At 67.4% G+C, this 15,250-nt stretch carries 14 protein-coding genes; 5 read left to right on the top strand and 9 right to left on the bottom strand.

Annotated features, from left to right (window positions below; genetic code table 11):
* Window positions 1–55 precede the first annotated feature (55 nt).
* The 3 genes from AC3WW4_RS03570 to rsmI form a co-directional block, all read right to left on the bottom strand.
* Complete coding sequence (locus AC3WW4_RS03570) at window positions 56–1,033, bottom strand: lipase secretion chaperone (protein ID WP_488827021.1); 978 nt, start codon at window positions 1,031–1,033, stop codon at window positions 56–58.
* A gap of 48 nt (window positions 1,034–1,081) precedes the next feature.
* Entirely contained in the window at window positions 1,082–2,014 is a 933-nt protein-coding gene (locus AC3WW4_RS03565; RefSeq protein WP_488827020.1) for an esterase/lipase family protein, read from the bottom strand.
* A gap of 143 nt (window positions 2,015–2,157) precedes the next feature.
* A complete protein-coding gene (gene rsmI, locus AC3WW4_RS03560) occupies window positions 2,158–3,075 on the bottom strand; it encodes a 16S rRNA (cytidine(1402)-2'-O)-methyltransferase (protein WP_488827019.1) in 918 nt (305 codons plus the stop codon).
* Here rsmI and AC3WW4_RS03555 point away from each other — a divergent pair.
* The 3 genes from AC3WW4_RS03555 to AC3WW4_RS03545 are packed head-to-tail and all read left to right on the top strand — an operon-like array spanning window position 3,068 to window position 4,714.
* On the top strand, window positions 3,068–3,442 hold the full coding sequence (locus AC3WW4_RS03555) for a YraN family protein (protein ID WP_488827018.1): 375 nt from the start codon (window positions 3,068–3,070) through the stop codon (window positions 3,440–3,442). The genes rsmI and AC3WW4_RS03555 overlap by 8 nt on opposite strands.
* A 37-nt stretch (window positions 3,443–3,479) precedes the next feature.
* Complete coding sequence (locus AC3WW4_RS03550) at window positions 3,480–4,058, top strand: SIS domain-containing protein (RefSeq protein ID WP_488827017.1); 579 nt, start codon at window positions 3,480–3,482, stop codon at window positions 4,056–4,058.
* Window positions 4,058–4,714 (top strand): BON domain-containing protein, encoded by a 657-nt coding sequence (locus tag AC3WW4_RS03545; RefSeq protein WP_488827016.1) that lies wholly within the window; start codon window positions 4,058–4,060, stop codon window positions 4,712–4,714. The genes AC3WW4_RS03550 and AC3WW4_RS03545 overlap by 1 nt, the downstream gene beginning before the upstream one ends.
* Window positions 4,715–4,801: 87 nt before the next feature.
* On the opposite strand, the gene AC3WW4_RS03540 is transcribed toward AC3WW4_RS03545, so the two are convergent.
* The 3 genes from AC3WW4_RS03540 to AC3WW4_RS03530 form a co-directional block, all read right to left on the bottom strand.
* Window positions 4,802–5,701 carry an NAD(P)-dependent oxidoreductase gene (locus AC3WW4_RS03540; RefSeq protein WP_488827015.1) on the bottom strand — a complete coding sequence of 300 codons (900 nt, stop codon included), beginning with the start codon at window positions 5,699–5,701 and terminating at the stop codon, window positions 4,802–4,804.
* Window positions 5,702–5,763: 62 nt separating this feature from the next.
* Window positions 5,764–6,900: a PilT/PilU family type 4a pilus ATPase gene (locus AC3WW4_RS03535; protein ID WP_488827014.1), complete on the bottom strand. Its 1,137-nt coding sequence runs from the start codon at window positions 6,898–6,900 to the stop codon at window positions 5,764–5,766.
* A 60-nt stretch (window positions 6,901–6,960) separates the two neighbouring features.
* Window positions 6,961–8,004, bottom strand: coding sequence for a type IV pilus twitching motility protein PilT (locus AC3WW4_RS03530; RefSeq protein ID WP_488827013.1), 1,044 nt, complete (start codon window positions 8,002–8,004; stop codon window positions 6,961–6,963).
* Window positions 8,005–8,040: 36 nt separating this feature from the next.
* Between AC3WW4_RS03530 and AC3WW4_RS03525 the strand changes: the two genes are divergently transcribed.
* Window positions 8,041–8,727: a YggS family pyridoxal phosphate-dependent enzyme gene (locus tag AC3WW4_RS03525; RefSeq protein ID WP_488827012.1), complete on the top strand. Its 687-nt coding sequence runs from the start codon at window positions 8,041–8,043 to the stop codon at window positions 8,725–8,727.
* Between the two features lie 51 nt (window positions 8,728–8,778).
* The gene (proC, locus tag AC3WW4_RS03520; protein WP_488827011.1) at window positions 8,779–9,597 is read left to right on the top strand and encodes a pyrroline-5-carboxylate reductase; all 819 of its coding nucleotides are present in this window, start codon (window positions 8,779–8,781) and stop codon (window positions 9,595–9,597) included.
* Between the two features lie 114 nt (window positions 9,598–9,711).
* On the opposite strand, the gene ubiA is transcribed toward proC, so the two are convergent.
* From ubiA to AC3WW4_RS03505, 3 genes are read right to left on the bottom strand one after another with little or no spacing between them, the layout of a single operon-like run.
* The gene (gene ubiA, locus AC3WW4_RS03515; protein ID WP_488827010.1) at window positions 9,712–10,596 is read right to left on the bottom strand and encodes a 4-hydroxybenzoate octaprenyltransferase; all 885 of its coding nucleotides are present in this window, start codon (window positions 10,594–10,596) and stop codon (window positions 9,712–9,714) included.
* 7 nt (window positions 10,597–10,603) lie between these two features.
* Window positions 10,604–12,118 carry an efflux transporter outer membrane subunit gene (locus AC3WW4_RS03510; RefSeq protein WP_488827009.1) on the bottom strand — a complete coding sequence of 505 codons (1,515 nt, stop codon included), beginning with the start codon at window positions 12,116–12,118 and terminating at the stop codon, window positions 10,604–10,606.
* Window positions 12,111–15,245 carry an efflux RND transporter permease subunit gene (locus AC3WW4_RS03505; RefSeq protein ID WP_488827008.1) on the bottom strand — a complete coding sequence of 1,045 codons (3,135 nt, stop codon included), beginning with the start codon at window positions 15,243–15,245 and terminating at the stop codon, window positions 12,111–12,113. The genes AC3WW4_RS03510 and AC3WW4_RS03505 overlap by 8 nt, the downstream gene beginning before the upstream one ends.
* Window positions 15,246–15,250: the final 5 nt, after the last annotated feature.

Here is a 15,250-nt window from a genome sequence, read left to right as displayed (position 1 = left end):
AGGCATGGCGGCGTAAGGCTGCGCGGGGCGGACGCGAAGCCCTGCGTCCAGCAGGTCAGAGTGCGAGCAGGGCCTCGACGCGGCGCCGTTCGTCTGGGCGGAAGTGGGATTGGATGTGCGCGTCGATGGCCTGACGGCGCTGCGAGGGCGACAGCTCGGGTGCGGACTGCAGTCGGCTCCATTCGCTTTGGGCCGTTTGCAGGCGGCGGGTCCAGTCGGCCCATTGGGCGTCCGCCTGGGCGAGGCGGTCGGCGGCGGCGGCGCCGTAGCGGGCGACGCGCTCGGTGTGCACGGCGGTGGTGTTGCCGGCGGAGGCGTCCGGAGCGGCGGACGGGACGGGCAGGCCGGGGTCGGCCGGCAAGGGGGCGCCGCGTTCGAGCTGGACCAGATCGCTTCGGGCCTCGGCCTCTTCGGCGGCGAAGAAGGCCTGAGCCCAGGATTGGCCCAGGATCTGGCGACGGGCGCGCTGTTGTTCGTCGAGCAGGGTGCGCCAGGTCGCCAGGTTGTGGGGGTCGAAGACTGTGCGGTAGGGGTGGGCGCGCAGGGTCACATAGCGGCCCCACAAGGCCAGGACCTCGGCCACGGGCCCGGGGCCGTGTGCGCGGGCGAGCTCGTCGGCCACGAGGGCGCGCAGATCGGCAGGCTCGACCTCTCCTTGTGCGAGCAGGTAGTACTCGAAGCGGTGACGCAGGGCCTCACAGGGCTGGAGTTGCGTGCCGCGAACGCACCAGTCGCCAGTGGGGCTGGTGCCGGCCAGGGAGCCGTGGCGAAACAGACGCTCACGCGTTTGGGCCAGCGTGAGGCCGGACGGCAACGGCGGGGCGGTGGCGGCGGATGACGTGATGAGGTGACCCATGCCGGCCGGGGTGCCGGGCGACATCGTGTGATCCGCGTGCGCTGACGGTGCCGCCTCGCGGGAGCCGCTGAGAGGCCCCCAGGCCAAGGCCAGGGCCACGAGAGCCCCCGCGCCCGCCAGCACCCAGGCCGTCGGGATGCACCGACGTGTCAGCAACAGGGGACGGATGGGGCTCACAGCCAACGGTGGAGGGACGAGCAGGCGCGTCAGGTCTGAGGGGGCTGCTTACAGGCCGACCTGCTTGAGGCGGTTGGCGTGTTGGACGTAGAAGGCCAACGGGCTGGGGGCGTTGCGACCGACCAGGCCGAAGACTTGGTTGATCTCGTCGAGGTGGTTCCAGTCGTAGTTGTCTTTCAGGACTTTGCCCCAGTGGCTGGCACAGCGCCCCACCAGACCGTCGTGCGCCTCGGTGAAATACTGCGAGGCGAAGGTGTCAAGCAGCGCGTCGGAGATGTCCCAGAAATTGGTTTTGACGGAGGTGCCGGAGACGGAGTACCAGCGGATCGGGTACCCATCGACTGCGGCGACCTCGGGGCCACTGCCGCAGGGGGTGGTCGGGGCGCCAGCGGGGAAGCGGGCGTTGAACTTGGCCAGGCCGGCGGCGCTGAGCGATTCGACCGCAACGCGCAGGTTGACGTCGGAGGTGCTGGGGGTGCCGTTCAGGAAGGAGATCAGCTTGGCCAGGCCGGTGGCAGTTTTCTCGAACAGGGCGCCCGGGGTCATGTTGGCTTCGAGCTGGTCGGCCACTTGGGAGCCAAAGTTGGCGCCTGCGACGGTGGTGACGCTGGCGACCATGGCGGGCATGACGCCAGCGGCGTAACGCACGGTGGGGCCGCCGTGGCTGTGGCCGATGAGGTTGAACTTCTGCACACCGTCTCGGGCAGCCCATTGCTGCATCTGCCGGATCAGCTCTTCACCACGGTATTCGGTGGTCTGCGAGGGGTTGACGGAGGCGATGTAGACGGTGGCGCCCTCTTTGCGCAGGGCTTCGGGGATCTTGTACCAGTAGGGAATGCCCAGGACGGTGTTGAAGCCCATGAAGCCGTGGACCAGCACGATGGGGTAGCGGGTCTGGGCGGTCGTGCCGGCATGGGCGACAGACAGGGTCGCAATTAGCATCAGGGCGGTCAGGCCACGACGGACGAGGGACAAGATCATGGAGGGCTCCCGGTGAGTGCGCCGTATCCGATGTACGGTAGCCTCTACTGTCATTCGGGATACGGGCAATGTCACAAGTGGTGAACCCTGACTTCGCGGGTTACCCCCGCCCCTTGCTCACGGGACCAGCGCCACTGCCTGTGTCACTCGGCGGCGTCGGCTTGGCGGAACGTCAGGGCTTGCTCGTACAAGGCCTTGCGCGGCAGGCCGGTGACGTCAGAGAGCAGACCGGCTGCCTGTTTGACCGGGATGTGCTGGACAAGTGCGCGCAGGAGCTCGGCCTGGGCGGGGGTGAGCAGGGTCTCCACGGCGGCTTCGGGCTGGGCGTGCACGACGATGACGAATTCGCCGCGCTGGCGGTGCGGTTCGGCCGTGAGCCAGGCGGGGAAGTCGGCCACGGGCAAGGTGGCGATCTCTTCAAACTGCTTGGTGAGTTCGCGGCAGAGGGTGAGGCGCCCCTGGGGCAGGACCTCAACCAAGTCGCGGGCCAGAGCTTCGATGCGGTGCGGGGCTTCGAAGAGCACCAGGCTGCAGGACTGGCCGGCCACTTCGCGCAAGAGGGTCTGGCGGGCGGCGCCTTTGGAGGGCAGGAAACCGAGGAAGCGAAAGCCCTGGGCGACGGTGTCACCGGCCACGCTCATGGCGGTGGTGACGCTGCTGGCGCCCGGCAGGGGCACGACGGTGAGGCCGGCGGCTTGGGCGGCTTGCACGAGGTGGGCGCCGGGGTCGGACACGGCGGGGGTGCCGGCATCGCTGACGTAGGCGACGCGCTGGCCGGCCTGCATGAGCTCGATCAGGGCCTGGGCGCCGCCGACTTCGTTGTGCTGGTGCAGGGGCACGAGGCGTTTGTCCATGCCCAGGTGGCGCAGGAAGCCGCCGGTGACGCGGGTGTCTTCACAGGCCACGACGTCGGCCAGGGTAAGGGCCTGGACGGCGCGCAAGGTGATGTCGGCCAGGTTGCCGATGGGGGTGGCGATGAGGTAGAGCGCGCCTTTGGGATACTGTTGGCCGCCGGCCACGTGTTGGGCCGCCTGGAGCAGCAGATTGGCATCGATGGTCACAACAAAGTCCCGGGGAGATGAGGCGGAGGAGCGGGCGCTGCAACATTTGCTGGCGCAGGGCCTGACGCTGGTGGAACGCAATTATCGGGTGGCGCGCGGCCCGAGTGCGCGCGGCGCCGAGGTGGACCTGATCATGCGCGCCCCGGACCCGGAGGGCACGCTGGTGTTCGTGGAGGTGCGTCAGCGCAGTGCGCGCACACACGGGGGGGCGGCGGCGACCGTGACACGGGGCAAGCAGCGACGCTGCATCCTGGGGGCGCAGTTTTACCTGTCGAACCTGAAGGCATGGCCGCCTTGTCGCTTCGACGTGGTGGCGATCGATGGCGAGGAAGTGACCTGGCTGCCTGCGGCCTTTGATGCGTCCTGACACCGGAGGGCGCCCACGCTGCCGTATCATCCGCGCCATGCCGGAATCCTCCTTTCAGCAGTCTTATCTGCAGCAACCCTTGTTGGAAACCGCCGACTGGCTGTATCAGTCGTCCGAGCGGCTGGCCCAGCAGTTGAACTACGCGGCCCTGGCCCTCATGCACACCATCACCTCGGGCGGCAAGGTGCTGTGCGCCGGCGAAGGTGAAGCGGCCTGGCTGGCCCAGCAGGCCGCCACCTGGCTGGTGCGGGGCACCGGGCGCGAGCGCCCTCCCCTGTCGGCCGTGGCCCTGGTGCCGCCGGCTGGCCCGGTGCAGTCCACCTTGACGCAACAGGTGCGCGCGCTGGGGCACCCTGGCGATGTGTGGCTGGCGTTTTCGCTGGAGCGCGATGACCCGGATCTGCTGGCGGCCACGGAAGCGGCCGCGGAACTCGACCTGACTTTGGTGATCTTCACAGGAGAGGCGGCCCGCACGCTGGGGCCGCAGTTGCGTGACACGGATGTGTGGGTGCCCCTGCCGGGCACGCGCGAATCCACCTTGTTTGCGATCGCCTGGCTGGCCCTGGAAGGCCTGTGTGCGGCCGTGGACACCCACCTGCTTGGAGAGGATGCCTGATGACCCGTTCGACTTTCACCCCCGCTGTGTTGCGCTGGACCGCAGCCCTGGCCGCTGCGCTGAGCCTGTCGGCCTGCGCGCCGCTGGTGCTGGGCACCGCTGTGGGCGGCGCTTTTGTGGCCACCGACCGCCGCACCTCGGGCATGCAGCTGGAAGATCAGGGCATCAAGGTCAAGGCGAGCAACCGCATCCGCGACGTACTGAAGGACCGCGGAAATGTGAGTGTGAACGCGTACAACCGCATGGTGCTGCTGACCGGTGAGGTGCCGACCGAGGCCGACCGTGCCGCCGCTGCGGTGGCGGCCGGGCAGACCGAGAATGTGTCGGGCGTGGTCAATGAGCTGATCGTGAGCCTGAACAGCACGATCTCGTCGCGCTCGAACGACCTGTTGGTGGCTACCAAGGTGCGCGCCACGCTGGTGGACGCACGCGACCTGATGAGCAATGCCTTCGATGTGGTGGTCGAGCGCGGGGACGTCTACCTGATGGGCATGGTGACCGAGCGCGAGGCCAACCGGGCCGCCGAGCTGGTAGCGACCATCTCCGGGGTGCGTCGGGTGGTCAAGGTGTTCCAGATCATCAGCGAGGATGAACTGGCTCGCAAGCTGCCGCGCCCGGCCAGCCCGACGGCCAGCGAGAGCAGCCCCCAGCCTTGAGAGGGCTCGGCCGGACTGGTGAGGCCCGGGCCCGGTCGCACGGATTGCACGGATCGCACGCGGGAAGCGTGCGTCGGTGGCCAGGACTCAGCGCAAGCGTTTGATCAGGCTGGAGGTGTCCAGCCGACCGCCGCCCATGGCCTGCACGTCGGCATAGAACTGGTCGACCAGGGCGGTGGCGGGCAGGCGCGCGCCCAGGCGTCGGCCTTCGTCGAGCACCAGGCCCAGGTCCTTGCGCATCCAGTCGACGGCAAAGCCGAAGTCGAACTGGTCGGCGATCATGGTGGGGCCGCGGTTGACCATCTGCCAGCTGCTGGCGGCGCCTTGCGAGATCACGTTCAGCACCTGGCTCATGTCCAGCCCGGCTTTCTGGCCGAAGGCCAGGGCCTCGGCCAGGCCTTGCAGCAGGCCGGCCACGGCGATCTGGTTGACCATCTTGGCCAACTGGCCCGCGCCGCTGTCGCCCAGGTGGGTGACGGCGCGCGCGTAGGCGGCGATGACGGGTTGGACGCGGGCATAGGCCTCGGCATCGCCACCGCACATGACGGTGAGCACGCCGTTGAGGGCGCCGAGGTTCCCGCCCGAGACGGGGGCGTCGATGAAACTGAAGCCGCGTTCGCGGGCAGCCTGCGCCAGTTCGCGGGCGACTTCGGCCGAGGTGCTGGTGTGGTCGACGACGACGGCGCCGGGCGCCAGGCTGTGGAACCCGCCTTGCGGGCCGGTGCAGACTTCGCGCAGGTCGTCGTCGTTGCCGACGCAGGTGACAACGATGTCGGCGCCCTGGGCGGCTTCACGCGGCGTGGGGGCGGATTGACCGCCATGCGCCTGCACCCAGGCGGCGGCCTTGGCCGCAGTGCGGTTGTAGACGGTGACGGTGTGGCCAGCGCGCTGGAGGTGGACGGCCATGGGGGCGCCCATGGTGCCCAGACCGATGCAGGCGATGCGGCGGGCAGGCGTGGGCTCGTAGGTCTTGTCGGCGACGTTCATCGGGCTCTCCGGGATGGAGAGCCGATTGTGTCAGACGGGGGCCGTCTCGCCTTGGCCCGGGATCAGACGATCTGGAAGTGCTCGGTACCGGCCGACAGGTCCTGGTTGCGGGCGCGCTGGCTGTGCAGCTTGATCTGCAGGCGCAGGTCGTTGAGCGAGTCGGCGTTGCGCAGCGCGTCTTCGTAGGTGACGTAGTTGCCCTCGTAGAGGTCGAACAGCGCCTGGTCGAAAGTCTGCATGCCCAGCTCGCGCGACTTCTTCATGATCTCCTTGATCTCGCCCACCGAACCCTTGAAGATCAGGTCGGCGATCAACGGCGAGTTCAGCATCACTTCCACGGCGGCGATCCGGCCCTTGCCGGCTTCGCGCGGCAGCAGGCGCTGCGACACCAGCGAACGCAGGTTCAGCGACAGGTCCATCAGCAACTGGTCGCGGCGGTCTTCGGGGAAGAAGTTGATGATGCGGTCGAGGGCCTGGTTGGCGCTGTTGGCGTGCAGGGTGGCCATGCACAGGTGACCCGTTTCGGAGAACTGGATGGCGTGCTCCATGGTCTCGCGGTCGCGGATTTCACCCATCAGGATGACGTCGGGGGCCTGGCGCAGGGTGTTCTTGAGCGCCTGCTCCCAACCCTCGGTGTCGATGCCGATTTCGCGCTGCGAGACGATGCAGTTCTTGTGCGGGTGCACGAATTCGATCGGGTCTTCAACGGTGATGATGTGGCCGTAGGAGTTCTCGTTGCGGTGGTCCACCATGGCGGCCAGCGAAGTGGACTTACCGGAGCCGGTACCGCCCACGAAGATGACCAGGCCGCGCTTGGCCATGGCCACGTCCTTGAGGATCAGGGGCAGACCCAGGCCGTCGATGGTGGGCAGGTGCGCCGGGATGACCCGCAGCACGATGCCGACCTGGCCTTGCTGGATGTAGGTGTTGACGCGGAAACGGCCGATGCCCGTGGGAGCGATCGCGAAGTTGCACTCCTTGGTGCGTTCGAACTCGGCGGCTTGCTTGTCGTTCATGATGGCGCGCGCCAGCGCCATGGTGTGCGAGCCACTCAGAGGCTGGGGCGAGACCTTGTTGATCTTGCCGTCGACCTTGATGGCGGGCGGGAATTCGGCGGTGAGGAAGAGGTCAGAGCCGCCCCGCGAAATCAGGAGTTTGAGCAGGTCGTTGATGAATTTGGATGCCTGGTCGCGTTCCATGGTGATGTCCTGATTTTGTGGGGTCGGTGAAAGGCCGCGTGCGTGTGGTTCGCCTGGGGATCAACCCGGGAAGTTCTCGGGGATCTTGGCCTTGGAGCGGGCCTCGGCCGGCGAGATGATGTTGCGACGCACCAAGTCGGCGAGGTTCTGGTCCAGCGTCTGCATGCCCTGGCCGCTGCCGGTCTGGATGGCCGAGTACATCTGGGCGATCTTGTTTTCGCGGATCAGGTTGCGGATGGCCGACGTGCCGATCATGATCTCGTGCGCGGCGACGCGGCCGCTGCCGTCCTTGATCTTGCACAGCGTTTGCGAGATGACGGCCTGCAGCGACTCGGACAGCATGGCGCGCACCATTTCCTTTTCGGCGGCGGGGAAGACGTCAACCACGCGGTCGATGGTCTTGGCGGCGCTGGAGGTGTGCAGGGTGCCAAAGACCAAGTGACCGGTTTCGGCGGCGGTCAGGGCCAAACGGATGGTTTCCAAGTCGCGCAATTCACCCACCAGGATGCAGTCGGGGTCTTCACGCAGCGCCGACCGCAACGCGTTCGAGAAGCTCATGGTGTGCGGGCCGACCTCGCGCTGGTTGATCAGGCACTTCTTGGCGTCATGCACGAATTCGATCGGGTCTTCCACCGTGAGGATGTGACCGTATTCGGTTTCGTTGAGGTGGTTCACCATGGCCGCCAACGTGGTGGACTTACCCGAGCCGGTGGGGCCGGTGACCAGCACCAAGCCGCGTGGTTTGAGGGCGAGGTCGCCGAAGATCTTGGGGCAGTTGAGTTGCTCCAAGGTCAGAATCTTGGATGGAATGGTCCGGAACACGGCGCCGGCGCCGCGGTTCTGGTTGAAGGCGTTGACGCGGAAACGCGCCAGGCCCTGGATTTCGAACGAGAAGTCGCACTCCAGCGTTTCTTCGAAGTGCTTGCGCTGGGCGTCGTTCATGATGTCGTACATCATCTCGTGGACCTGCTTGTGGTCCAGCGCATCGACGTTGATGCGACGCACGTCGCCGTTCACCCGGATCATCGGAGGCAGGCCGGCCGACAAGTGAAGGTCAGAGGCCTTGTTTTTGACCGAGAAGGCCAGCAGTTGCGTGATATCCATGGATGATGTCGACCTGTCATTTGTTACAGACCCATTATGGCGACGATCGCAAACAACCTGCAACTCGTACGAAACCGGATTGAGGCGGCGTGTGCGCAACATGGGCGTTCACCCAACAGTGTCACGTTGCTGGCGGTCAGCAAAACGTTTCCAGCTGTAACGGTGCGCGACGCATTTCACGCCGGGCAGCGTTGGTTTGGCGAAAACTACGTGCAAGAGGCCCTCGACAAGATGGCTGAGCTGGCAGACCTGCGCGACCAGATCACCTGGCACCTGATCGGCCCGCTGCAGAGCAACAAGACCCGCGTGGTGTCCGAGCACTTTGACTGGGTGCAGAGCGTGGACCGACTCAAGATTGCGCAGCGCCTGAGCGAGCAGCGGCCGGCACACCTGCCGCCCCTGCAGGTGTGCATCCAGGTCAACACCAGCGGTGAGGACAGCAAGAGCGGCGTGGCGCCCAGCGAAGCGCTGGCGCTGGCGCAGGCGGTGGCCGCCCTGCCCCGCTTGCAGTTGCGGGGCGTGATGGCCTTGCCCGCGCCCTCCCCCGATCCGGCCGTGCAGGCCGAGGCTTTGGCGCAGGTGCGTGTGGTGTTCGAGCAACTGCGCGCCGCCGGGCTGCCGTTGGATGTGCTGTCGATGGGCATGAGCGCCGACCTGGAAGCAGCCGTGGCGCAGGGCTCGACGATGGTGCGGGTGGGCACGGCGCTGTTTGGCCAGCGTTGAGGCGGGTGCGGGCCGTCAGCGGCCCAGCGCGATTGCGGCATGATGACGCCCATGAGCACTCCCATCGACATCGCATTCATCGGCGGCGGCAATATGGCCACCGCCATCATTGGCGGCCTCTTGCGTCAGGGCACCGCCCCGGCCCGCATCCTGGTCATTGACCCGGTGCCCGAGCAGCGTCAGCGTCTGACCGACACCCTGGGGGTGCAGACCGCCGCCGGCCCGGACGACGCCCTGCACACGGCGCGCACCGTGGTGTGGGCGGTCAAGCCCCAGCAGTTCAAGGACGCGGCGCAAAGTTACGCGCCGCTGACGGCGCAGGCCCTGCACTACAGCGTGATGGCCGGCCTGCGCACCGACGACATCGCCCGCTTGCTGGGCACGCCGCGCATCGTGCGTGCCATGCCGAACACGCCGGCGCTGGTGGGCCAGGGCATGACCGGTTTGTTTGCCCGCGCCGAAGTGACCGCCGACGAGCGTGCCGCCATCCAAGGCATGGTAAGCGCCACCGGAGCGCACCTGTGGGTGACGCAGGAAGCCGATCTGGACGCCGTGACGGCCTTGTCCGGCTCAGGCCCGGCCTATGTGTTCTATTTCATCGAAGCGATGATGCAAGCCGCGCAGGACATGGGCCTGAGCGCCGAGCAAGGTCGCCTGCTGGCCCAGGCCACCTTTGCGGGCTCCACCGCCTTGGCGCAGCAGTCGGACGTGAGCCCGGCGGTGTTACGCGAGCGCGTGACGTCCAAGGGCGGCACCACGTATGCGGCGCTGACCCATCTGGAGTCCAACGGCGTGAAGGATGCGTTCGTGGCGGCGATGCGGGCCGCGCAACAGCGGGCGGCCGAGTTGGGCGACGAGTTCGGGCGCTGACCTCAACGCGACGTGGGCGCCCACCGTCCGTGGGTGGCATGTCGCCCACGGCCACCTCGCTGGCGCATGAGCCCGCGCCAGCGGCCGAGTTCAGCCCACTTCAGCCCACCCTGATCAACCCCGCAGCGCCAGATCGGCTGCCACGCCGACCCACACGCTGAAACCCAGCCAGTGGTTGAGGCGGAACGCCTTGAAACAGGCCAGGCGTTCGCGGCCCTTGATCAGGGTGTAGTGATACAGGGCCTGGGCCGCGGCCACCAGCAGGGAGAGTTGGAACACCCAGCCCATGCCGGCCAGTTGACCGGCCTGCCACCAGCAGGCGATGCAGAGCGCGTACAGCGTCATGACCCCCGCCACATCGAAGCGCCCCAGGGTGATGGCCGAGGTGCGGATGCCGATCTTGAGGTCGTCCTCGCGGTCGACCATGGCGTATTCGGTGTCGTAGGCGATCACCCAGGCCAGCTTGCCAGCCAGCAACCACCCCACCACAGGCGGGATCTCGTTGAGGACGGCCGTGAAAGCCATCGGGATCCCAAAGGCATAGGCCACGCCCAGCACCGCCTGCGGCATCGCGAAGAAGCGCTTGGTGAAGGGGTAGACGATCGTGACCGCCAGCGCCCCGAAAGACAGCGCCACGGTATTGGCGTTGGTGGTGAGCACCAGCGCGAACGAAATCAGCGCCAGCACCACGCCGATGAGCACCACTTCCTTGACGGAGATGCGGCCGCTGGTGAGCGGGCGCTGCGCGGTGCGCTCGACGTGGCGGTCGAAGTCCTTGTCCGCAAAGTCGTTGACGGCACAGCCGGCGCTGCGCATCAGGATGGTGCCCAGGGTGAAGACCGTCAGCAGGTGCCAGCCCGGGAACCCATCCGCCGCCATCCACAGGGCCGCCAGGGTGGGCCACAGCAGCAGCAGCCAGCCCTGGGGGCGGTCCCAGCGGATCAGGTCGAGGTAGAGCGACCAGCGGTCGCGCAGGGTCAGGGTGGCGGTGGTGTTCACACCGGAATTATGGCGCGACGGGCTGGGTCGCGGACGCGGCGGGCTGCGCCACCCAGCCGCCACCCAGGGCCTTGTAGACGCCGATGTGGGCCTGCTGGCGCGCCAGTTGGGCCGCGATCAGCGCCTGCTGCGTATTGAACAGCGCGCGCTGGGCATCGAGCAGATCAAGCTGGCTGGCCACGCCGGTGTCGTAGCGCAAGGTGGACAGGCGCAGGCGCGTGGCTTCGGCTTGCGCTTGCGCCAGCTGGGCCTCGGCCTGTTCGGCGTAGCTGCGACGGGCGACGAGGGCGTCGGCCACTTCCTTGAACGCGGTCTGCACGGCCTTGTCATACTGGGCCACGGCGATGTCGCGCTTGACTTCGGCGACGGCCACCCCCGCCTTGGCGCGGCCGGCGTCGAAGATCGGCACGCTCAGCGAGGGCGCAAAGCTCCAGGCGGTGCGGCCGTCGTTGAACAGGCCCGACAGCGAGTCGCTGACGACGCCCGCGCTGGCCGTCAGGCTGATGCGTGGGAAGCGGGCGGCGCGGGCCGCGCCGATGTTGGCGTTGGCGGCGATGAGCTGTTGCTCGGCCTGGGCGATGTCCGGGCGCTGCAGCAGCACCTCGGACGACAGGCCCACGGGCAGCTCGCTCAGGCCCGGCCACAGCGCGGCCAGCACGGCCTGGCTGGCGGCCTTCGAGTCGGCACTGCGGCCCACGGCCTGGGCATCGAGCTGCGGCACGGGGGGCAGTAAATCGGCTGGGGCGGTCGAACCCAGCAGCAGGTTCAGCGCGTTCAGGTCTTGCGCCCATTGACGCTGCGACTGGGCCCGGGTCACGCGGGCGGCCTCGACCAGGGACTGCGAGGAGCTCAGGTCCAGCTCGTTGAGCACGCCGTGGTCGAACTTAAGCTTGAGCAGCTTGAAGGACTCTTCACGCGTCCTCAAGGTCTGTTCGGCCAGGGCCACTTGCCAGCGGTCGGCCCACAGCGCGTAGTAGGCATTGGCCACGGCCGCGACCAGGCTGATGTGCGCGGATTTGCGGGCCTCTTCCGAGGCCAGCACCTGAGCGGCAGCGGCTTCGCTGAGGGCCTTGACGCGGCCGAACAGGTCAAGCTCGTACGCCGCGACGGTCACGCCACCGGTGACGGAGGTGGTGAGGTCGTTGGGGGGCGTCGACGACGGACCCCGCGAACCGCTGACGGCCCCGCTGAGCGTGGGGAAGCGGTCGGCGTTCTGGATCTGGTAGGCGGCGCGCAGCTGCTCGATGTTGAGCATGGCGACGCGCAGGTCCCGGTTCTGGTCCAGGGCCTGACGGATCAGGCCCTGCAGCCGGGGGTCAGGAAAGTAGCTGGCCCAGGGCAGCTCGGCCACCTGGGAGAGCGACGACACGGCCGAGGCCGCCGAAGCCGCTGACGTCACAGGCAGCTGATCGGGCACGGCCAGGGCCGGGCGCTGGTACTCGGGCGTGAGCGAGCAGGCGGCCACGCTCAACAGCGCGGCCACGGCAATGACCGGGCGCAGCAGGCGGGTGGTCTTAGTCATGAGCGGTCTCCACATCGGAAGCGGGGGCAGCGGCAGGCTTGCCCGGGAAGAGGCGGCGCACCACCACAAAGAACACCGGCACGAAGAACACGGCCAGCACGGTGGCGGCGATCATGCCACCCATCACGCCGGTCCCGATGGCGCGCTGGCTGGCCGAGCCAGGGCCCGACGACAGCACCAGGGGCAGCACGCCCAGGATGAAGGCCAGCGAGGTCATGATGATCGGGCGGAAACGCAGGTGGCAGGCACGCAGCGTGGCTTCGATCAGGCTCATGCCCTGCTCATGGAGTTCCTTGGCGAACTCGATGATCAGGATGGCGTTCTTGGCCGACAGACCGATGATGGTGATCAGACCGACCTTGAAGTAGACGTCGTTGGGCATGTCACGCAGGTTGGCACCCAACAGCGAGCCCAGGATGCCCAGGGGCACCACGAGCAGCACGGCCACCGGAATGGTCCAGCTTTCGTACAAGGCAGCCAGACACAGGAACACGGCCAGCAGCGAGAAGACCAGCAAGATGGTGGCTTGCGAGCCCGACAGGCGCTCTTCACGCGACAAGCCCGTCCACTCGATGCCCACGCCCGGCGGCAACTGCTCGGCCAGACGTTGCAGCTCGGCCATGGCGTCGCCCGAGCTGTAGCCCGGCGCGGCCGCGCCCGAAATCCGCATCGACGGGTAGCCGTTGTAGCGCACCGCCTGCATCTGCCCGGTCACCCAGCGGGTGGTGGCAAAGGCCGACAGCGGCACATTCTGGCCACTGCTGTTGACCACGTTGATGCGCAGCAGGTCTTCAGCCTGCATGCGGTCCTTGGCATCGGCCTGGACGATGACGCGCTGCATGCGCCCGGAGTTGGGGAAGTCGTTGATGTAGGCCGAGCCCAGCGAGGACGACAGCGAGGCGCTGATCACGGCAAAGTCCACGCCCAGGGCGTTGGCCTTGTCGCGGTCGATGTCGATCTGCAACTGCGGCGCGTCTTCCAGACCTTCCGGGCGCAGGCCCGTCAGGATGGGGCTTTGCATCGCCATGCCCAGCAGCTGGTTGCGAGCGGCCAGCAGGGTGTCATGGCCCAGCGAGGCACGGTCTTGCACGTGCACGGCGAAACCGGTGGCGTTGCCCAGCTCCATGATCGGGGGCGGCACCAGCGGGTAGATGAAGGCATCGCGCACGCCCATCAAGGCGCCAAAGGCACGCTTGGCCAGGGCCTGTGCGCTGTGCTCGGCACCGACACGCTCGTGGTGATCCTTCAGGGTCACGAAGGCCAGGCCGGCGTTCTGCCCGGAGCCCGAGAAGCTGAAGCCGATCACGCCCACGACGGACTTGACCTCGGATTGCTTGAGGTAGAAGTCTTCCACCTGCTTCATCACCGTCTCGGTGCGCTGGGCCGTGGCACCGGCGGGCAACTGCACCAGCGTGATCAGGCTGCCCTGATCTTCATCGGGCAGGAACGAGGTGGGCATGCGGACGTACATCCAGCCCACGGCCCCGACGATGACGGCGTAGATGACCAGGGTGCGGCCACCACGCTTGACCAGGCGGGCCGCCCAGCTTTCGTAGCCATGGGTGGTGGAGCTGAAGGCGCGGTTGAACCAGCCAAAGAAGCCCTTCTTCTCGTGGTGATCGTCGGCGGCCGGCTTGAGCAGGGTGGCGCACAGGGCCGGGGTCAGGGTCAGGGCCAGGAAGGCCGAGAACAGGATGGAGGCCACCATCGACAGCGAGAACTGGCGGTAGATGTTGCCCACCGAGCCCGCAAAGAAGGCCATGGGGATGAACACCGACACCAGCACCACGGTGATGCCGACGATGGCGCCACTGATCTGGCCCATCGCCTTGCGGGTGGCGGCCAGCGGGGCCAAGCCCTCTTCGACCATGATGCGCTCGACGTTCTCGACCACGACGATGGCATCGTCGACCAGGATGCCGATGGCCAGCACCATGCCGAACATGGTCAGCACGTTGATGGAGAAGCCGAACACCGACATCACCCCGAAGGTGCCCAGCAGCGCAATCGGCACGACCAGGGTCGGGATCAGGGTGTAGCGCCAGTTCTGCAGGAACAGGAACATCACCAGGAACACCAGGATCACGGCCTCCACCAGGGTCTGCACGACCTGGGTGATGGACAGCTTGATGAAGCCCGAGGTGTCATAGGGCACGGAGTAGTCCACGCCCGTGGGGAAGTACTTGCGCAGCTCTTCCAGGCGCGCCTTGGCGGCCGTGGCCGTGGCCAGGGCATTGCCGGTGGGCGAGAGCTGGATGGCCATGCCCAGGGCGGGCTTGCCGTTGAGGCGGGCGTAGGCGCTGTAGGTCTGGGCGCCCAGCTCGATGCGGGCGACGTCCTTGAGGCGCACGGTCGAGCCGTCTGCCTTGGCGCGCAGCACGATGTTGCCGAACTGATCGGCGTTGCTGAGCTGACCGGACACCACCACGGTGGCCGAGATCGTCTGCTTGCTCAGATTGGGCAACTCACCCAGGCCGCCAGCCGGCACCAGCGCGTTCTGCGCGCGGATGGCGTTGTTGACATCGGTCACGCTCAGGCCAAAGGACACCAGCTTGGCTGGGTCCACCCAGATGCGCATGGCACGCTCGGTGCCGAACATGGTGACCTGGCCGACGCCGGGCACACGCAGCATCTCGGGCACGAGGTTGCGCGAGGCGTAGTCCCCCAGCGCCACGGGGTCGTAGGCTGGGTTGGAGGACGACAGCATCGCGAACATCAGGATGTTGCTGCGCGATTTTTCAACCCGCACGCCTTGCTGCGTCACGGCGCTGGGCAGACGCGGCGTGGCGCGCGACAGGCGGTTTTGTACCTCGACCTGGGCCAGGTCGATGTTGGTGCCCGTCTCGAACGTGACCGTGATGGACGCGGTGCCGTTGGCCTGGCTGACCGACTCCATGTAGGCCAGACCGGGCGCGCCATTGAGCTCTTGCTCGATGACGTTGACCACGGCCTCGTCCAGCGTCTTGGCCGAGGCGCCTGGGTAGGTGGCGTTGATGACCACGGACGGCGGCGCCACCGTGGGGTACTGGGCGATCGGCAACTTGGTGATGGACACCGCGCCGAAGACCAGGATGAACAGGGCGATCACCCACGCAAAGATGGGCCGATCAATGAAGAAACGTGACATGCTCG

The organism is Aquabacterium sp. TM01 (assembly GCF_057808345.1).
This window is presented reverse-complemented; position numbering and strand designations above follow the sequence as displayed.